This is a genomic window from Cellulomonas sp. PSBB021, assembly GCF_002240455.1.
Classification (GTDB): domain Bacteria; phylum Actinomycetota; class Actinomycetes; order Actinomycetales; family Cellulomonadaceae; genus Cellulomonas; species Cellulomonas uda.
In genome coordinates this window covers 1,576,587-1,594,837 of sequence record NZ_CP021430.1, presented here as the reverse complement: position 1 = coordinate 1,594,837, position 18,251 = coordinate 1,576,587, and the positions used below count along the sequence as shown (strand labels likewise).

17 protein-coding genes are annotated in these 18,251 nt (G+C 69.2%); 10 read left to right on the top strand and 7 right to left on the bottom strand.

Annotated features, from left to right (window positions below):
- Positions 1–65: 65 nt before the first annotated feature.
- From istB to CBP52_RS07160, 3 genes are all read right to left on the bottom strand, one after another.
- Positions 66–884, bottom strand: coding sequence for an IS21-like element helper ATPase IstB (gene istB / locus CBP52_RS07170; RefSeq protein WP_094180402.1), 819 nt, complete (start codon positions 882–884; stop codon positions 66–68).
- Complete coding sequence (istA, locus tag CBP52_RS07165; protein ID WP_094180401.1) at positions 881–2,554, bottom strand: IS21 family transposase; 1,674 nt, start codon at positions 2,552–2,554, stop codon at positions 881–883. The genes istB and istA overlap by 4 nt, the downstream gene beginning before the upstream one ends.
- A gap of 88 nt (positions 2,555–2,642) precedes the next feature.
- Complete coding sequence (locus CBP52_RS07160) at positions 2,643–3,446, bottom strand: DNA-processing protein DprA (RefSeq protein WP_094180400.1); 804 nt, start codon at positions 3,444–3,446, stop codon at positions 2,643–2,645.
- Between the two features lie 61 nt (positions 3,447–3,507).
- On the opposite strand from CBP52_RS07160, the gene CBP52_RS07155 reads away from it, so the two are divergent.
- The 3 genes from CBP52_RS07155 to CBP52_RS07150 are packed head-to-tail and all read left to right on the top strand — an operon-like array spanning position 3,508 to position 6,745.
- Positions 3,508–4,032, top strand: coding sequence for a hypothetical protein (locus CBP52_RS07155; protein WP_369826318.1), 525 nt, complete (start codon positions 3,508–3,510; stop codon positions 4,030–4,032).
- Positions 4,033–4,061: 29 nt separating this feature from the next.
- Entirely contained in the window at positions 4,062–4,229 is a 168-nt protein-coding gene (locus tag CBP52_RS17540) for a hypothetical protein (RefSeq protein ID WP_157732530.1), read from the top strand.
- Positions 4,226–6,745: an AAA family ATPase gene (locus CBP52_RS07150; RefSeq protein WP_094180398.1), complete on the top strand. Its 2,520-nt coding sequence runs from the start codon at positions 4,226–4,228 to the stop codon at positions 6,743–6,745. The genes CBP52_RS17540 and CBP52_RS07150 overlap by 4 nt, the downstream gene beginning before the upstream one ends.
- Positions 6,746–6,823: 78 nt before the next feature.
- Here CBP52_RS07150 and CBP52_RS07145 read toward each other — a convergent pair whose 3' ends face one another.
- Both CBP52_RS07145 and CBP52_RS07140 read right to left on the bottom strand, forming a co-directional pair.
- Positions 6,824–7,153 (bottom strand): hypothetical protein, encoded by a 330-nt coding sequence (locus tag CBP52_RS07145; RefSeq protein ID WP_232514696.1) that lies wholly within the window; start codon positions 7,151–7,153, stop codon positions 6,824–6,826.
- A gap of 253 nt (positions 7,154–7,406) precedes the next feature.
- Entirely contained in the window at positions 7,407–7,769 is a 363-nt protein-coding gene (locus CBP52_RS07140) for an AAA family ATPase (RefSeq protein ID WP_157732529.1), read from the bottom strand.
- 109 nt (positions 7,770–7,878) lie between these two features.
- On the opposite strand from CBP52_RS07140, the gene CBP52_RS07135 reads away from it, so the two are divergent.
- From CBP52_RS07135 to CBP52_RS07115, 5 genes are all read left to right on the top strand, one after another.
- Positions 7,879–8,229, top strand: coding sequence for a DUF488 domain-containing protein (locus tag CBP52_RS07135; protein WP_166771980.1), 351 nt, complete (start codon positions 7,879–7,881; stop codon positions 8,227–8,229).
- Between the two features lie 6 nt (positions 8,230–8,235).
- Positions 8,236–9,501, top strand: a complete 1,266-nt coding sequence (locus CBP52_RS07130; protein WP_094180395.1) for a threonine/serine exporter family protein — start codon at positions 8,236–8,238, stop codon at positions 9,499–9,501.
- On the top strand, positions 9,498–10,103 hold the full coding sequence (locus CBP52_RS07125) for a hypothetical protein (protein ID WP_094180394.1): 606 nt from the start codon (positions 9,498–9,500) through the stop codon (positions 10,101–10,103). The genes CBP52_RS07130 and CBP52_RS07125 overlap by 4 nt, the downstream gene beginning before the upstream one ends.
- A gap of 180 nt (positions 10,104–10,283) precedes the next feature.
- Positions 10,284–11,039, top strand: coding sequence for a hypothetical protein (locus CBP52_RS07120; RefSeq protein ID WP_094180393.1), 756 nt, complete (start codon positions 10,284–10,286; stop codon positions 11,037–11,039).
- 118 nt (positions 11,040–11,157) lie between these two features.
- Positions 11,158–13,833 carry a phosphoenolpyruvate carboxylase gene (locus tag CBP52_RS07115; RefSeq protein WP_232514695.1) on the top strand — a complete coding sequence of 892 codons (2,676 nt, stop codon included), beginning with the start codon at positions 11,158–11,160 and terminating at the stop codon, positions 13,831–13,833.
- Between the two features lie 111 nt (positions 13,834–13,944).
- On the opposite strand, the gene CBP52_RS07110 is transcribed toward CBP52_RS07115, so the two are convergent.
- On the bottom strand, positions 13,945–14,433 hold the full coding sequence (locus CBP52_RS07110; protein WP_094180391.1) for an NUDIX domain-containing protein: 489 nt from the start codon (positions 14,431–14,433) through the stop codon (positions 13,945–13,947).
- 69 nt (positions 14,434–14,502) lie between these two features.
- Positions 14,503–15,147, bottom strand: a complete 645-nt coding sequence (locus tag CBP52_RS07105) for a YkoF family thiamine/hydroxymethylpyrimidine-binding protein (protein WP_094180390.1) — start codon at positions 15,145–15,147, stop codon at positions 14,503–14,505.
- A gap of 289 nt (positions 15,148–15,436) precedes the next feature.
- On the opposite strand from CBP52_RS07105, the gene CBP52_RS07100 reads away from it, so the two are divergent.
- Together CBP52_RS07100 and CBP52_RS07095 are read left to right on the top strand one after the other, a co-directional pair.
- A complete protein-coding gene (locus tag CBP52_RS07100) occupies positions 15,437–17,077 on the top strand; it encodes an ABC transporter substrate-binding protein (RefSeq protein WP_094180389.1) in 1,641 nt (546 codons plus the stop codon).
- 79 nt (positions 17,078–17,156) lie between these two features.
- On the top strand, positions 17,157–18,251 hold the full coding sequence (locus tag CBP52_RS07095) for an ABC transporter permease (protein WP_094180388.1): 1,095 nt from the start codon (positions 17,157–17,159) through the stop codon (positions 18,249–18,251).

Sequence of the window (18,251 nt, the reverse complement as noted above, 5' to 3'; positions counted from 1 at the left end):
TACCTCCGCTCCGCGTCTTCTCCGAGCCCGAGGACACGTTCTCGGACGGAGGGCCTGGACCGCGCTTACTGGCCCTGGGCCGTTGCGAGACTGCGGGCGAGTCGGTAAGAGTCAGTGCCGGTTTCGATGATGGTGCCGTTGAATGTCAGACGGTCCACGATGGCTGCACAGAGTCGTGGATCCGTAAATGTCTTGGTCCAGCCGGAGAACGACTCGTTGCTGGCGATGGCCACGGAGTTCTTTTCTTCGCGTTCGGTGAGGACCTGGAACAACAGCTCTGCACCGCGCCGGTCCAGTTCCATATAGCCAAGTTCGTCAATACACAACAAGTCCACGCGCCCGTAGCGGGCAATGGTCTTGGCCAAGACTTTCTCATCAGAGGCCTCGACGAGTTCGTTCACGAGCCGGGTGGCCAGCGTGTATTTGACCCGGTAGCCCTTCTCCGCTGCGGCGGTGCCGAGGCCGATGAGCAGGTGGGACTTTCCGGTCCCGGAGTCGCCGATCAGGCACAGGGGCGATCCTTTGCGGATCCAGTCCCCGGTTGCCAGGGTGTGGATCGTGGCGGCGTTGATGTTCGGGTTCGCGTCGAAATCGAAATCCCCGAGCCATTTATCCCGCGGGAAGCCGGCTGCTTTGACGCGGCGGATCGAGGAGCGCCGATCCCGGTCATCACACTCGGCCAGCAACAGCTCCGCCAGGAACCCCTGATAGGAGAGCTGTTCCTTCCCCGCGACGTTGAGGGCTTCATCGAGCACCGCCCGGACGGTGGGCAACCGGAGCCGCCGGCAGGCCTGGTCCACGGCCGCGACCGCCGCCTGCTCGGTCAGGCCACGCCGCCGGCGCAGGGTCGGAGTGATGCTTGTTCCAGGGACGCTGGGGCTCATGAGATGTTCTCCTTCGACACTGTTCCTTCGGTATGGGTGCGTTTGGCCAGCAACTCGTCATAAGCACTGATCGAGGGCATTGGCCGGGTGTCCGGCGGGAGTCCTGCGATGACGGCTGCAGGGTCCATGAGCCGGCGCTGGGTGAGGCTGACAACCCGTTGCACATTCACTTCCACATGAGCACCGGGATGACAGTCCGGACCGGACCCACCTCCGGAAGAAATCGTTGCGTGTCTGCGGGCTTCGACCGCGACGACGTCGGCGCTGACCGCACCCACTCCCAGGGCTGCGGTGATTCCTGCAGTGACAGCGGATGCGTCCATGGAGCGGTGAAGCAGCAGGACGCCGATGAGTTCACGGGTGCCGACCGCGTCGCCGTTGACTCTGCGGGAGGCGGCCCAGAACGCCTCATGAGCACTGGTAAACGCGCCCGACTCCCGCGCCCGGGCCAGAGCCGTGGAACCAGGCAGTGCGCCGGGTTTGGTCTTGAGGACCTCGAGGTAGTGATCCAGCTGAACTGACTGCCCGTGTTTGGCAACAATCCGCTGATGCCTGGCGGCCACGGCACGGCCGTCGAAAACCACGACTTCGGAGGCCCGCAAGGACACCCGGACCTTCCTGCCGATGAACCGGGCCGGAACGGAGTACTTCACCATCCGCACCGTGATCATCGAGGACCGGTCCACCCGCGGTGTCAGCGCCAGCCCCGGGTCGAAGACCTCTCCCGGCAGCGGCGCCAGGAACGGCTGTTCGGTCTCGAAGTCCTGGCCGATGGTGTGGATCCTGTCATTGATCCGCCGCCGGCCGTCCAGGGATTCCCATTCACGGATCCGGTCGTTGAGCTCATCCAGAGACGAAGCGACAGGCATGGGCGAGAGCCTGTTACGACGGAACCAGCCCACCTCGCCTTCGACCCCACCCTTCTCGTGAGCCCCTGCAATGCCGGGCTGGCAGTAGAAGGGATCAAAGCCGTAGTGCGAGCGGAACAACACCCACCGGTCGTTCTCCTGCCGTTGCCGGCCCTGCCCGAACACCACGGCACTGACCGCGCTGGTGAGATTGTCGTAGCGGATGTGCTTCGTTGGGATGCCGCCCAAAACTTGGAAGGCGGCGATGTGGCCTTCCAGAAACGCTTCCTGGGCCTGTGTCGGGTAAATCCGGTGGATAGCCTTGCCGGAGTGGGATAACCGGAAGACGAACATATGACACTTCGTCTTCACACCATTCAGGACCACCCAGACTTCACCGAAATCCACCTCCGCCTCCGCACCCGGGGCATGCTCCTGCGGGACGAATACTTCAACCCGGCGGCCGGCCTCCACATCGATCTGAGCCCGACGGACCCGCACATAGTCACGCACGGTCGAATACGACAACTCCTCCGCCCCGCGCTCCTCAATGAGCCGGGCCAGAATCCGGCGGGCAGTATGGCGTTGCTTCCGTGGCGCCGTCGTATCCTCGGTCAGCATGGCATCGATCGCAGGCTTGAACGGCTCCAACCGCCAGGCCACGCCTTGTCGTGGTTTGCGTTCGGGAGGGGAAGCAGATTCCAGAGCCTGTCTCACAGTCCTTCGGTGAACCCTGTGCCTAGCCGCTAGTGCACGGACCGAGAGGCCCTCGACCCGGGCATCCCTTCGGATCTGCGCGAACAACTCCACTCTCGACTCCATCCAGACCAGCCTTCCGCCGCATCCATACACTGATGAATCCAAGGTTGAAGGTGGGGCCACATATAACCGTCACAAGGTGCCCGGCGAGTCATGATGTGGGGCCAGAGATAACCGTCCTACCGGGGCCATTCAAACCTGTCACAGTCACTGAGCGAGCTCCGGCCTCGACAACGACAGTCGCTGCGGAGAGTGCGGCCATCAGGCGTGCGCGAGCGAGGAAGCGATGGCGCGTCGGCACTGCGCCAGGTGGAACCTCGCTGACCATGAGGCCGAGGTCAGCCACTCGCTCAAGCAGTTCACGGTGACCCACCGGGTAGGGGCGATCGACGCCGTTCGCCATGACCGCGATCGTATCGCCACCCGATGCCAGCGCCGCTCGATGGGCGGCACCTTCGATGCCGTACGCGCCGCCGGCCACGACAAGCCGTTCAGCGTTGGTGAGGTCGGAAGCAAGCCGTCTGGCCACCTGCTCGCCGTAGGATGTCGAGGCCCTTGCGCCGGTGATCGTGACGAGATCGCTGAGCGGCCGCGCAAGGAACGATGTCGTGCCGCGAGTCCAGAGGACGTACGGCCGCCGGTCGCCAAGATCGTCGAGTGCGGAAGGCCACTCCTTGTCGCCGGGGATCAGCGTGCCGATACCGGCGCGCTCGGCTGCGACAATGTTCTGCTCAAGTGTCCGAGTATCTGAACGCTGGAACTGGGAGCGCCACACGTGAGCGTCAACGGCACTGAGGCCCGCCACCACGTCATCACGCTCGGCAAGCCGAAGCAGCTCAAGCGCCCCCAGTTGGCGAAGGAGACGCCCGGACACGGCGTCGTCTGGTTCCACGATCATCGACAGCACCATCCGTGCTGTGCGTTCGTCCTGGACTACGTCGCTCAGGTTCGTCATCGTCGGGTCCTCTCACTCCTACAGAGAGGTGCGCGTGGCGACGCGGGAGCCGAAGGGTTCCGTGAACGCCGACCCCGGCGTACAGTGGATGGTGAGGCAGGTTCTCCTCATATTGCGGGTCCTCCGGGACGGCCTTCGGGCACTCACACACGTTCTGCCTCCTCGACGGAGTAACACGTGTGACGAGAGGCCCGTCATGTTCCGCCTTATCTGGACGATCAGCGTTCGCACCCGCGACTACCTGCACCGCTACATGCCGAGCAACCGACTGCTCGCTGCCATCCGCACACGTCGCGGACTTAAGTGGGGGATACCCGCGATGCTGGTCGCGCTTCCATACATCCTGATCGCCAGCATCTGCTCTAGCTCGGCAGCCGACGGCGGCCCCGGCTGGCTCCACCTCATCGTCCTGTGGGCATGCTGGAACGCACTCAAGTTCATCATCATGGGCCCCACGAGCCTCCTCCTGTTGGTGCGCGCGAGCATCGCTGAGGCCGCCGCGCGACACGGTGGGCGGAGAGACGACGATGCGAGCCAGTCGAGGGGCCACGCCGCAGCTGGTACCGAGCCGTTGCTTCACAGGTGAGTGCGGGTCCGTTCACTACACTGTTGTGGGTGTCCGAACTGTTGCCCAACCTGGAGCCGCTGACTGCGCTGCTTGGGCACGCCACGCCCGCGAAGGCAGACGCTCACGCGCTCCTCGATGCGGTCGCGACGGCCGCGTCGGTCGATCAGTTGGATGAGGCTATCGGCACGATTGTCGAGAGCTGGCGAACCCCATGAGCAGAACCAGCATCGTCTCAATCGACGTACGCGGTTTCAGAGCTTTCGGCACGGTGCCTGCCCACTTCGAACTGGACGCGCCCCTGACGGTGGCTCACGGCGGCAACAGCCAGGGCAAGACCAGCCTGGCCGAGGCTGTGGAGTTTTTGCTGTCGGGTTATAGCAGTCGCCGGGAGCTTCTTGGTGGTGCGAAGGCTGAATACAACGACAGCCTACGAAATGCTCATCTCCCTGAGGGCGACGATGAGGTCTTCGTGGAAGCTGTAGTGCGTACTGCTGACGGTTCGCTCCACCGTGTTCGGCGGATCTTGACCGGTGACTTTGGCCGAGGGGCGGAATGCGAGAGTCGGCTCCTCGTCGACGGGAACGAGGTCAGTGACCTGTCGAGTGTCGGGCTCATGCTGGCCGACCCGCCGGTGCGCGCTCCCGTCCTGTTGCAGCACATCCTTCGCCACGCCCTTTCGACGGAGCCCAAGCAACGAGTCTCCTACTTCAAGTCGCTTCTGTCCCTCAGTGACCTCGACCTGCTACGTGCACGAGTCGCCGAAGCACGCAAGCACCTGGAACAAGAGCCCGATGGACCGTGGCTCCAGAGGGTGGCGACGCTACCTACGGACCTCTCTGACGCACGGAATCGTCTCCAAACCATCGCCAGAACCGCATCCTCCGGTGCTGGCGCGGTCACGGACGCTTTGTCCGCAGAGTTACGTGAGGCGGCCGGAGCAGCTACGGGAGAGCACTACTCAACTCTTGCCGACGCCAAGACCGGACTTGAGACCCGCGCTAGAGCCAAGGCGGAGGCGCTCTTCCCGATCGCACAGTTTGTTGCAGCGCCGTTTCCCTCAGTCGAACTCGAGGTGCCCGACACAACTTCCTACAGGGAGGCGCTTGCCTCGATTGAGGAGGAAGTCGCCCGCCTGCTGCCCATCTTCGCAGCAGTCCTGCGAGTGCATGAGTTCGCGGAGCTAACTGCTCCCGCAGACTGTCCGGTCTGCGCGACGCCGGAAGCGCTGACACCAGCGCGCATTGACACGATGAGAGCCGAGCTTGGCCACGCTTCAAATCTTGATCAGACCGCCGCCACGACACTCGCATCCATTGACCGAGCAGGCGAGACGCTCACGGCCCTCGCAGAGTTCGTGCGTGCAGGCATGCCTAGCGCTGGCAGCCTGTCGGAGACCGAGCTCAACGCGCTGGCGGCGAAACTTCAGGACTGGGGCCTTCGGCCCACACTCGTCCGAGACGCCTATGCCGCTGCGACAGCTCTGACCGATTCCACGCAGGCGCTCGTCACCGCGGGGCGCGAAGTCCGTGAAGCGATCGCCACTCTGCGACTTGCGATCGAGCGACGAGAGTACCCGACTGACATTGAAGCGGCCTTCGTCGGCCTGCGTACAACTCTCGATACTGTACGCACGAAGCGCGAGTTGCACGCGGAAGCCGCCTCCGCGCTTGAAACTGCAATCGCGCCGGTCATCGAGGAACGCGCTGGGATCGCTGATCATCGGCAGTTGCTGACGCTGCTCGACGGAGTGGCGGAGCTCGCAGGTGACGTGATCAGATCATCCGAGCGGCAACGCGCATTGACCCGGGCGAAAGCGGCCGAGAAGGCACTTCAGGATGCTTCGGTCGAGCTGCTCGACGCGCGCTTCGCCGAGATGAGCGACACCATCAAGTCTTGGTGGCTGACGATCCGTCCTGACGAGTTGGTCGACTTCGTGGGTGCGCGAACACGTGCCGGCGGCACTCGCTTCGTAAACTTGATAGCCGCACTGCACGCCGAAGCGGGAACATCGCCGGTCGTGCGCGACGCGCTCGGCGTTTACAGTGACTCACAGTTGAACGCGCTCGGCCTGTCGATCTTCCTGGCACGCATCGAACTCCTTGACTCACCGGTAGTGGTCCTCGACGATCCCATCCCTGGAAGCGACCCTGACCACCGACTTACCTTCGTTCAGAACACCATTGCGAAGCTTCTCGATGATGGTGTGCAGGTCATCTTGACTACTTACGACAGCAGACTGGCTGACTGGACAATGAGCAATCACGACCATCGTGGACTGATTGCGTATGAACTGAATCTTGTCGATCCCAGGGCCGGTACTGTGCCGACACAGACGTCCGACATGTTTAGCCGACTGATGCTGGATGCTGAGGACAATCTCAACGCACCAACTGCACGCGGCCGCAGGGCCGCGTGCGGAAGCTATCGTTCGGCGGCAGAGCGCCTTGCGAAGCAGATCATCGCTACCGGGCGTACTCAGGCGGGTGCAGCCTGCTCGGTCGCGGACGTCGATGCCGAGGCATCAATGCTGGGGCAACTCGTCCCGCTCGTCCGCGGTTTCGCTCTTGATAACGGGGAGAAGGGTCAATGGAACACCTTTGCGACGGTCCTGAATCCTGGGAACCACGACGACGACGTGCCGTCGACGGCAGAACTGAGAGTCGTCCGAGGTAACCTGCGCAAGATCGCGAAGACACACCGGGAGCACTGGCCGAACGGCTTGGTCTCGTGATCCCCGGCTAGCAACCAAGAGTTGGATAAGAGCGCGGGTCGAGCAAGTCCTGATCATCGCTCTCCGCTATCGAAGCCCCTACGCAGTGATCCGGGAACCACGGCGCCCACCAGGACGGATCATTACGCCGTGCGAAGCAAGCGCTCGCCGGACTGCCTGAGGCCCCGCCCCGACCTTCACGCCGACCTCTGCCAGCGTCAACCCGCTGAGGTAGAGGTCGGCTGCTTCGTGGATGCGGGAAGGATCGAACCGTCCACGGCGGATCGTCACCTCCCGCCGGGTGAGGTGGGTGGCGACCGTGCGGCGGTTCACTCCGAACAGGGACGCCAGCTCCACGAGCGTCGCGCCCTCGCGGTACTGCGCCACCAGGTCGTCGACCTGCTCGGGCCGTAGCAGGGTTTGAGCCATCTCAAGTGATCGCACCACTCGACCCCTGGAGTCGAAGACTGTAGGCTCCGATGAGCGCTGGTCATGGTCGTACAAGCCCCGTGACCTGCGCAAAGACAAGGTTTTCAGGTGTGGGCAGGGGTTCTCAAACTCTCTACGGAGGTCCACCGGATCGAGAGCGGGTCGTCGTCGACGGCCCGCTCTCGTCGTCTCTGGCGCCGGTGTGGTGCGAGCGGGTGGTCGCTGGGGTCCGCCCTCGCGCCGCGAGGACCGGTCATTCTCCTGGTGGTCCGGCGTGGTCGCTCGGGCCGAGGACGTACCGGCCGGAGCCCACTGCCGCGTGCACCGCGCAGGCGGTCTGCGCGAGCATCCATGGCCCGACGATGCCGTCGACGACCGTGAGGTAGCCGCCCTCGGCATACGTGAACGCTGCCTGGGCCACGACGCGCAGGACCGTCTGGTTCTGCGCGTCGGCCTCGGGCAGGTACGGGGGGACTGCCCCCGAGACGACCCAGTGCCAGACGTCGTCGGTGTGCAGGTGCACCGCACGCGGGTGCGACGCGGCGAGCGCGCGTGCCGTCGTGGACTTCCCGGCCCCGGGCGGGCCAGTGAGGATCCCGACGTCGGCTGCGCCCACGTCGGGATGCTACCGAGCGGTGAGGTGCCGCACCTCGGGCCGGCGGCCTCGTCGCGGTCGGCCGGCGCTCGGCGCGTGCGGGTCGGGAGGAAAGTGCATGATGTGGGGCATGGTGCAGGTCGGGCGGGTGTACGACGAGGGCGACGGGAGCCGTCGCGTCCTCGTGGACCGGCTGTGGCCGCGCGGGATGCGCAAGGACGACCCGCGGATCGACGAGTGGCTGCCGCTGGCCGCGCCGAGCACGGAGCTGCGGCACTGGTACGGCCATCGTGCCGAGGCGTTCGACGAGTTCGCCCGTCGCTACGAGGCGGAGCTCGCGCAGGGCGAGCAGGCGGACGCGTTCGCGCGGCTGGCCGCGCTGGTGGAACACGAGCCGACGACGATGGTGACCGCGACGCGCGAGGTGGAGCTGAGTCACCTCACGGTCCTGGCGCGGCTGCTCGACGAGCGCACGCGCTGACCCCCGATGCCCGGCGCGCGGTGGGTCGCGGACGTCGACCCGCTCCCGGCGGCGACGCCCGGCGAGTCGTCGACGCCCGCTGCGACCTCGGTCCCCGCGACCCAGGAGCCCGTCCCGACGGGACCGGCGGCGACGCCGAGCCTGCCGATCCCGGCGCCCGACGCGACCGCCCCGCCGACGGCCCCGCCGACCGCCGTTCCGACGCCGTCCGCATCGCCGTCGCCCGCGGGTACGGGATCTCCGGCGCCGCTGCCGACGACGAGCGAGGTCGCCACCCCGACGCCGACCAGCACCGGGTCGGTCTGGACGACGCCACCGACGGTCACGACGAGCGAGCTGCCGGTCGGGATGCTCGTGCTCGCCCTGCTGGTCCTCGTCGCGGCGAGCGCCGCGATCCTGCTGGCGACGCGTCGCGGGGGTGCGCGGCGGCCGACGACCGCGCCGGCGACGGCGTCCGCCCCGGCGACGGCGTCCGCCGCGACACCGGGCACGACCGTGACGGTCCCGCTGCGGGTCCCGACGTCCACGCTGCTCGTCGGCGGCTCCGCCATCGCGAATGCCGACGAGGACGTCGCCGACCTGCTCGCGGCGACACCGCCCGACGAGGCGCCGGTGGGGCCCGCGGAGGAGCCGGCGACGGCGGACGAGACGGTGCGGTTCTGCCTCCAGCTCGGTGAGGCGATGATCGACGCGACCGCGCCGGTGGTGCAGGTGCAGGACGCGCTCGAGCACGTGGCGCACGCGAACGGGCTGCCGGACGTGGAGGTCGTCGCGCTGCCGACCGCTCTGGTGCTGTCCACGCCGCGCGCGGCGCAGACGCGCACGGTCGCGGTGTCGGCGGGGTACCGCTCGCTGCGGCTCGACCAGGTGCACGCGGTGCTCGAGGTCGCGGACCTGGCGCGCGAGGGGGAGGTCGGGCCGGCGGAGGGCTCGCGCCGGATCGCGGCGGCGTTCGCGAGCGACTCGCCGTACACGGCGTGGCAGCAGGCCATGGGGTACGTGACCTCGGCCGTGGGGCTCGCGCTCGTGCTCGGCGGGTCACTCACGGACGTGGCGCTCGCGGCGGTGCTGGGTGCGGCGGTCGTCGGGTTCGAGAAGCTCACCGGCGCGTGGGCCGGACCGTACCGGTCGATCGTCGTGCTGCTGTCGGCGTTCGGCGTGTCGACGGTCGTCTTCTCGGCGTCGCGCACGGGGCTCGACGTGTCGCTGCTGCCCGCGCTCGTGGCCCCGCTCATCACGTTCCTGCCGGGGCGCTGCTCACCACGTCGGTGATCGACCTCGCGACGCGGCAGATGATCGCGGGCGCGGCGCGGCTCGCGGCCGGCGTCATGACGCTCGTGCTGCTCGCGCTCGGGATCGTCGGGGGAGCGAACCTCGTCGGCATCCCGGCGTCGGCGGTCGCACCGGGCGGGGAGCAGGCGCTCGGCTGGCCGGGTGCCTGGCTCGGGGTCGTGGTGTACGGGGTGGGCGTGACGATCCGGCACAGCGCGCGGCGGCGCGCGGTGCCGTGGATCCTGCTCGTGCTCGTCGTCGCGTACGCGGGGCAGCTCGTCGGCGGCGCGCTGCTCGGCTCGCAGGTGTCCGGCTTCGTCGGCGCGCTCGCCATGACGCCGGTGGCGCTCGTCGTCGCCCGCCACCCGGACGGTCCGCCCGCGATGGTGAGCTTCCTGCCGGCGTTCTGGCTCCTGGTCCCCGGGGCGCTGGGTCTCGTCGGCGTGACGTCGGTGCTGGGGGAGTCGGCCGGGCAGGGGATCACGGCCGTCGTCACCGCCGCGACGACGATGGTCGCGATCTCGCTGGGGGTGCTCACGGGCCTGGGCGCGGGGTCGTGGGCGCTCGCGAACCGGTGGTGGGTGCGCGAGCGGACGGGCTGAGCCGCCTCGGCCTAACGGGTGAGCGCGGGACGAGCACCTGGTCCGTGAGGGTCGAGGGCGCCACACGTCCGGGTCGTTTGTCCGGACTTCGCGCCCGAAAACCCGACATGCCGGGTAGTGTCCGGCGCGGCCGTCCGTGCGCGGAGGGCCGCACGACCCGACGAACGAAGGAGCAGGCGGATGAGCAGGTGGACCACGGTCGCGACGAACGGGCGCAAGCGGTGGGCGGCGGTGGTCGCGGGTGCGGCGCTCGTGCTCACGACGGCGTTCGCGGCGGCGCCGGCGAACGCGGACACGGCGCAGGCCTACCCGGTCACCATGAAGATCTCGCCGTTCAGCGCGACGAAGCCCGCGAGCGGCTGCAAGGACATCTTCTGGTGGGTCACGGTCTCCGGTCTGAAGTCGGGCACGGTGTACAAGTTCACGTCCTCGGCGAAGCAGGGGACCGCTGACCCGATCACCGGCTCGCTCGTCAGCTACCCGCTGAAGAACGGCAGCAACAAGGTCCGCGGCTACGTCTGCTCGAGCCTCGACAAGTCCGGCCCGTACAAGATCAACGCAGCCGTGCGCGTGGACGGCAAGGTCCAGGGCGCGGCCGAGGCGCGCGGTGCGCTGCGCGTCACGCCGGTGCTCGACCTCAACGGCTACGACACCACCTCGGGCTTCTACGTCTACGGGTACCCGTCTCCTGCCATCGACATGAAGGGCAAGGAGATCCGGATCTACTTCAAGAAGAAGGGCACGAGCACGTTCAAGGTCGTCGGCAAGACGACCGTGAACTCGAGCGGCAAGTGGGGCTTCAAGTCCAAGGCGATCACGCTCGGTCACGTCTACGTCAGCTACGCGGGCTCGGACTACGTGCTCAAGGCGCGGTCCGTGACGCGTGAGATCGTCCCGGCGCGCTCGTCGTCGGCGACCGGCGTGTCGCTCGGCTGACCCGTGTCGCGCCTCGGGCCCGGACCCCTCGTGGGTCCGGGCCCGAGGCCGTTCCGGGGCCCTGCTCACGCCGTGGAACGCGGGCACGGACCGCACACCCGTGGCCTATGTTGTCCGGGTGACAGCACCACTTCCCGCCCGTGAGAACCGCCGCGGCACCGCCCGTCACGAGGTCCCCGAACCCCTGCGCAACGACGTCCGCGTCCTCGGTGAGTTCCTCGGCCGGGTGCTGCGGGAGTCGGTGGGGGACGGCCTCCTCGTGGACGTCGAGCGGCTCCGCGAGCTCGCGATCGCCGCGCACGACGAGCCCGAGGGCGACGCCCTCGCCCGAGCCGAGGAGCTCGTCGCGGGCTTCACGCTCGAACGTGCCGAGCAGGTCGCCCGCGCGTTCACGTGCTACTTCCACCTCGCCAACACGGCGGAGGAGTACCACCGCGTGCGCGTCCTGCGGGAGCGCGAGGCCCACGCGGACCCGCACACCCTCACGGCCGACGACTCCCTGCCGTCCGCGGTCGCGCAGCTCGCGACCGAGGTCGGCGAGCAGGAGGCACGCCGTCGCCTGGCCGAGGTCGAGTTCCGGCCGGTCCTGACGGCGCACCCCACGGAGGCGCGCCGCCGCGCGGTGTCCCGCTCGATCCGGCGGATCGCGGAGCTGGTCGCCGAGCGTGACGTGCTGTCGACCGGCGGGGTGTCGCTCGCCGAGAACGACCGGCGCCTGCTCGCCGAGATCGACACGCTGTGGCGCACTGCGCCGCTGCGTCAGTCGAAGCCGACCGTGCTCGACGAGGTCCGCACGGTGCTCGGCGTGTTCGAGTCGACCCTGGCCGACGTGCTGCCCGCCGTGTACCGCCGCCTCGACGACTGGCTCCTCGACGGTGACGCGGGCACCACGCCGCCCGTCGTGCGCCCGTTCGCGCGCCTGGGCTCGTGGATCGGCGGCGACCGCGACGGCAACCCGAACGTCACCGCGGAGATCACGCGTGCCGCGGCACAGCTCGCCTCGGAGCAGGCGCTGCTCGAGCTCGAGCGGTCCGCGGTCCGCACGGCGGCCGGCCTCACGCTCGACGGCGCGGGCACGCCCGCCTCGTCGGAGCTCAACGCGCTGTGGCAGCGCGAGCGTTCGCTGTCGGAGGCGATCGCATCCCGCGTCGCGGCCGAGTCGCCCAACGAGCCGCACCGCCGCGCGCTGCTGTTCGTGGCCGAGCGGCTCGCCGCCACGCGCAGCCGCAACGCCGACCTGGCGTACGGCACCTCGGGCGAGCTCGAGGCCGACCTGCTCGTCGTGCAGCGTTCGCTCGTCGACGCCGGCGCGACCCGGCAGGCGTTCGGTGACCTGCAGCGCCTGCTGTGGCAGGTGCAGACGTTCGGCTTCCACCTGGCGGAGCTCGAGCTGCGCCAGCACTCCCAGGTGCACGAGGCCGCACTGGCGGACATCGCGGCCAAGGGCGTCGACGGTGACCTGGAGCCGCGCACGGTCGAGGTGCTCGACACGTTCCGGACCATCGGCACGGTGCAGAAGCGGTTCGGGCCGGACGCGGCGCGCCGCTACATCGTGTCCTTCACGCAGAAGCCCGAGCACCTGGCGGCGGTCTACGAGCTCGCCGAGCTCGCGTACGGGGGCGCGGAGAACGTGCCCGTGATCGACGCGGTGCCGCTGTTCGAGACGTTCGCGGACCTGCAGGCGAGCGTCGGCATCCTGGAGAAGGCGCTCGAGCTGCCGCAGGTGCGCAAGCGCCTCGCGGAGAACGGCCGACGGGTCGAGGTCATGCTCGGCTACTCCGACTCGTCGAAGGACGTCGGCCCGCTCTCGGCGACGCTCGCGCTCGACGACGCGCAGCGGCGCATCGCGCAGTGGGCGAGGGACAACGACATCCAGCTGACCCTCTTCCACGGGCGCGGCGGGGCGCTCGGCCGCGGTGGCGGTCCCGCGAACCGTGCGGTGCTCGCGCAGCCCCCGGGCTCGGTCGACGGTCGGTTCAAGCTGACCGAGCAGGGCGAGGTCATCTTCGCCCGCTACGGCGACCCGCACATCGCCGCGCGGCACATCGAGCAGGTCGTCGCGGCGACGCTGCTGCAGGGCGCGCCGAGCGTGGAGCGACGCAACGCCGAGGCCGCCGACCGGTTCCGGCCGCTCGCGGACCGGCTCGACGTCGCGTCGCGCTCGCACTTCCACGCGCTCGTGAGGGCCGAGGGCTTCCCGCAGTGGTTCGCCCAGGTCACGCCGCTCGAGGAGATCGGTCTGCTGCCGATCGGCTCGCGCCCGGCGCGCCGCGGCCTGTCGGTGTCGTCGCTCGACGACCTGCGGGCGATCCCGTGGGTGTTCTCCTGGTCCCAGGCGCGCATCAACCTGGCCGGCTGGTACGGCCTGGGCACGGCGCTCGAGTCGGTCGACGACCTCGCCGAGCTGCGCTCCGCGTACGAGCAGTGGCCGCTGTTCGCGACCATCATCGACAACGTCGAGATGTCGCTCGCGAAGACCGACGAGCGGATCGCGGCGCGCTACCTCGCGCTCGGTGACCGCGAGGACCTCGCGCAGCTCGTGCTCGACGAGATGGTGCGCACGCGGCACTGGGTGCTCGCGATCACGGACTCGGACGCGATCCTGTCCCGCCGTCGGATCCTCGGCCGCGCGGTCCAGCTGCGCAGCCCGTACGTCGACGCGCTGTCGCTCCTGCAGCTGCGCGCGCTTCGGGGGCTGCGCACGGGCGACGCGCCCGAGCGCACCGAGGACCTGCAGCGTCTGCTGCTGCTGAGCGTCAACGGCGTGGCCGCGGGCGTCCAGAACACGGGCTGACGCGCACGCACCCGGACACACGACGAGGGCTCCCCGGCAGTGCCGGTGGAGCCCTCGTCGTCGTGCGGGCCGTCGTCGTGCGGGCCGTCGTCGGGCGTGCGGCGACGTCCCTCAGCGTGGCAGCGAGACGACCGCCGGCAGCGGGCGTCCCGTCGCGAGCGCGTCGAGCACCAGCCGCTCGTGCGGGACGACGTCCGGCAGCGCGGTGAGCGGGTACCAGCCCATCGCGGCGCTCTTGTCCGGCTCCTGGAGCGTGGGCTCGCCGTGCCACGACCGTGCGAGGAAGAACGCGTCGAGGCGCTGCTCGACCGCCGGCCCGCCGCGCTCGAACCGGTGCAGCGCGGTGAGCGGCTCGAGCGCGTCGGGGTCGACCCGGACGCCGCCCTCCTCGAGCGCCTCGCGCACCGCGGCCTCGTGCACCGACTCGCCGGGGTCGACGTGCCCCGCGAGCACGCCCCAGCGGCCGTCCATGTAGCCGGTGCCCTGCCGCAGCTGCAGCAGGACCTCGTCGCCTCGTCGCAGCACGACGTAGGCGGCGGCGACGAGCAGGCTGCGGTGGCCCAGGTGGTCGTCGGGACGGTAGTGCTCGGGTGTGGTCACCCGGCGATCATCCCCGACGCGGAGCCACCACGAGCCGGCTCACCACGAGCCCGCTCACCACGAGCCCGCTCACCAGGACGGCGAGGCGACGACGAGCGTCGCGTGGGTCGCGACGTGACGCACGGTCCGCCCCGCGGTGAGCCAGCCCTCGACGACGGTCGTCAGCACGTCGGCGAGGTCGCCGTCGAGCCGGGTGACGAAGTGCTCGGGCGTGACGTCCACGCGCCGGTGTGCGGCGTCGACCGCCGCGGTCACGGCCGACATGTGGTCGCCCTGGCGTCCGGGCGCACCGTCGTCGAGCGGGTACAGCGACCAGTGCGCGGCGGTCGGCATGCCGCAGCGGGGCAGGACGGGGACGGGCGGGGTGGCGAGCACGACGTCGTCGGGCAGGTCGCACGCGACCTCGCCGGGGCAGCCGCGCGACAGGTGCACGTGGGCGACCAGGTGCCCGCCCGCCTCGGCGGCGGCGCGCAGCGCGTCGAACAGGTACCGCACGACCGCGTCCTCGGTGCCGCGCACGAACGTCGTGACGTCGTCGGTGGTGACCTCGACGTCGTCGGCCTGCGCGGCGTCGAGCGCGTCGATGATGACGTCGACGAAGTCGTCGCGGTGCGGGTGGAGCGAGAACCGGGCCCCGATGCCCAGCTCGGTGGGTGTCGGACCGGGCCGCCGGTCGGTCGGTGCTGTCGTGAGCGTGCGCGTGTCGTGCGTCATCCGTGTGCCCCCTAGTCGTCGCGGTCGAGGCGCCCGACGACGGCTCGCGCCGGCCGCGGCACGCCCCGCGGGCACGACCCTAGCGACCCGCCCGGAATGCCCGGGATGTCCGTCCCGCGAGGTGGACGGGCGTGTCGCGGTCGGATGCGTGCCCGGGCCGTTGCCGAATCGAGATCGCGATGTTACTCACCGGTAAGACGGCGGTTACCCACGTCATACCTGTGTGCTACACAAGCCCTCACCACGTACTGCGCCGGCCTCCAGCCGGCCCCCACGGAAGAGGTGACGGATGACCTCCGCACGCAACCGCCGTCGCGTTCTCGCGACGGCCGCAGGCCTCACGGTCGCAGCGCTCGTGCTCACGGCCTGCTCGGGCAAGGACGACTCCGCCGACGGCGGCCCGACCGGCGGGGGCGGGGGCACGCTGACGATCGGGACGACGGACAAGGTCACGACGCTCGACCCGGCCGGCTCGTACGACAACGGCTCGTTCGCCGTCATGAACCAGGTGTTCCCGTTCCTGCTGAACACGCCGTACGGCAGCCCCGACGTCGAGCCCGACATCGCCGCGTCCGCGGAGTTCACCGCACCCACCGAGTACACCGTCACGCTCAAGCCCGGCCTGAAGTGGGCCAACGGGAACGACCTGACCTCGTCGGACGTCAAGTTCACGTTCGACCGTCAGCTCGCGATCGCCGACGAGAACGGCCCCTCGTCGCTGCTCTACAACCTCGAGAGCGTCGAGGCCAAGGACGACACCACGGTCGTGTTCCACCTCAAGAGCGAGAACGACCAGGTCTTCCCGCAGATCCTGTCGAGCCCCGCGGGCCCGATCGTCGACGAGGAGGTCTTCGCGGCCGACGCGCTGACCCCGGACGCCGACATCGTCAAGGGCAACGCGTTCGCGGGCCAGTACGTCATCACGAGCTACGACTTCAACAACCTCGTCTCGTACGAGGCGTACGCGGACTACCAGGGCGTCCTGGGTGCGGCGAAGACGAAGGAGGTCAACGTCAAGTACTACGCGGACTCCTCCAACCTCAAGCTCGACATCCAGCAGGGCAACATCGACGTCGCGTTCCGCAGCCTCACCGCGACCGACATCGAGGACCTGCGCGGGAACGACGCCGTCCAGGTCGTCGACGGCCCCGGTGGCGAGATCCGCTACATCACGTTCAACTTCGACACGCAGCCGTACGGCGCCAAGACGCCCGAGGCCGACCCGGCCAAGGCGCTCGCGGTGCGCCAGGCCGTGGCGGACCTCATCGACCGGGACGCGATCTCGGAGCAGGTCTACAAGGGCACGTACACGCCGCTGTACTCCTACGTCCCGGCAGGTCTGACGGGCGCGACCGAGTCGCTCAAGGGGCTGTACGGCGACGGCTCGGGCGGCGCGGACGCCGCGAAGGCCAAGGAGCGCCTCGCGGCCGCGGGGGTCACGACGCCCGTGAAGCTCGGCCTGCAGTACTCGAACGACCACTACGGCCCGTCGTCGGCGGACGAGTACGCGATGATCAAGGACCAGCTCGAGGCGGACGGCCTGTTCTCGGTCGACCTGCAGACCACGGAGTGGGTGCAGTACTCGAAGGACCGCACCGCCGACGTCTACCCGGCGTACCAGCTCGGCTGGTTCCCGGACTACTCGGACGCGGACAACTACCTCACGCCGTTCTTCCTGACGGAGAACTTCCTGGCGAACCACTACGCGAACCAGGAGGTCAACGACCTCATCCTGCAGCAGGCGGTGACCACGGACCCCGCCGAGCGCACCTCCGTGATCGAGAAGATCCAGGACGAGGTCGCGGCGGACCTGTCGACGGTGCCGTACCTGCAGGGCGCGCAGGTCGCGGTCGTCGGCAAGGACGTGCAGGGCACGCAGGACACGCTCGACGCGTCGTTCAAGTTCCGCTACGGCGCACTCTCCAAGTGACCCGACGACGGCCCGCCCCGCAGCTCGCGGGGCGGGCCGTCGCCCGTCACGCACCTCCGACGCCGAACCGGGACGACCCATGACGACCCTGACCACCGACGACACGGCGAGCGCCGCCGCGGCGGCGACCACGCCCGGGCGACGACGCCCGGGCGGTGGCCTCGGCCGCTACCTGCTGGTGCGCTTCCTGCTGATCTTCCCGACGATCCTCATCCTCGTGACGACCGTGTTCGTCATGATGCGCGCGACCGGCGACCCGATCACCGCGGCCCTCGGCGGCCGCCTGACGGCCGACCAGCTCGCCGAGCGCATCCACGACGCGGGGTACGACCGGCCGATCGTCGTGCAGTACCTCGAGTACCTCGGCGGCATCCTGCGGGGCGACTTCGGCACGACGATCTCCGACAACCGGCCCGTGACCGAGGTCCTCCTGACGTACGGCGCGGCGACGCTCGAGCTCGCGGTCTACGCGCTCGTCGTCGCGTTCGCGGTCGGCATCCCGCTCGGTCGGCTGGCCGCCGCGCGCCGCGACACGGGTGCGGACGCGACGCTGCGGGTGTCCGCGGTGCTCGTGTACGCCACGCCGGTGTTCTTCGCGGGGATGCTCCTCAAGCTCGTGTTCTCGGTCTGGCTCGGGTGGTTGCCCGTGGCCGGCCGGGCGTCCACGGGCGCCGAGATCCAGATGCAGCGCACCGGAGCGGACACGGGGATCTACCTCGTCGACGCCATCAGCACGGGCGACGGCGCGGTCGTCGCGGACGTGCTCGAGCACGCGGTGCTGCCCGCGATCGCGCTGGGCCTGCTCACCGCGGGGGTGTTCCTGCGCCTGGTGCGCACCAACGTCATCGGGACGCTGACCACCGGGTACGTCGAGGCCGCGCGCTCGCGCGGCGTCTCCGAGCGGCGCCTGCTGCGCAAGCACGCGTGGCGTCCCGCGCTCGTCCCCATCATCACGGTCATCGGCCTGCAGATCGCGCTCCTGCTCGCGGGCGCGGTGCTCACCGAGACGACCTTCGAGTGGAAGGGGCTGGGCTTCCAGCTCGTCCAGTACCTGCTCGCGCGCGACTTCGTGGCGGTGCAGGGCATGGTCGCGATGCTCGCCGTGATCGTCGCGCTGACCAACTTCGTCGTCGACGTGATCGCGGCGCTCGTCGACCCCCGGGTGAGGTACTGA

What these genes read in the sequence shown, in the direction of transcription:
- CBP52_RS07145 (WP_232514696.1), bottom strand. Translation starts at nt 7,153, where the DNA reads ATGGCTCAAACCCTGCTACGGCCCGAGCAGGTCGACGACCTGGTGGCG.
- CBP52_RS07100 (WP_094180389.1), top strand. Translation starts at nt 15,437, where the DNA reads ATGACCTCCGCACGCAACCGCCGTCGCGTTCTCGCGACGGCCGCAGGC.
- CBP52_RS07150 (WP_094180398.1), top strand. Translation starts at nt 4,226, where the DNA reads ATGAGCAGAACCAGCATCGTCTCAATCGACGTACGCGGTTTCAGAGCT.
- CBP52_RS07105 (WP_094180390.1), bottom strand. Translation starts at nt 15,147, where the DNA reads ATGACGCACGACACGCGCACGCTCACGACAGCACCGACCGACCGGCGG.
- CBP52_RS07135 (WP_166771980.1), top strand. Translation starts at nt 7,879, where the DNA reads ATGGTGCAGGTCGGGCGGGTGTACGACGAGGGCGACGGGAGCCGTCGC.
- CBP52_RS07120 (WP_094180393.1), top strand. Translation starts at nt 10,284, where the DNA reads ATGAGCAGGTGGACCACGGTCGCGACGAACGGGCGCAAGCGGTGGGCG.
- CBP52_RS07130 (WP_094180395.1), top strand. Translation starts at nt 8,236, where the DNA reads ATGCCCGGCGCGCGGTGGGTCGCGGACGTCGACCCGCTCCCGGCGGCG.
- CBP52_RS07160 (WP_094180400.1), bottom strand. Translation starts at nt 3,446, where the DNA reads ATGACGAACCTGAGCGACGTAGTCCAGGACGAACGCACAGCACGGATG.
- istB (WP_094180402.1), bottom strand. Translation starts at nt 884, where the DNA reads ATGAGCCCCAGCGTCCCTGGAACAAGCATCACTCCGACCCTGCGCCGG.
- istA (WP_094180401.1), bottom strand. Translation starts at nt 2,554, where the DNA reads ATGGAGTCGAGAGTGGAGTTGTTCGCGCAGATCCGAAGGGATGCCCGG.
- CBP52_RS07095 (WP_094180388.1), top strand. Translation starts at nt 17,157, where the DNA reads ATGACGACCCTGACCACCGACGACACGGCGAGCGCCGCCGCGGCGGCG.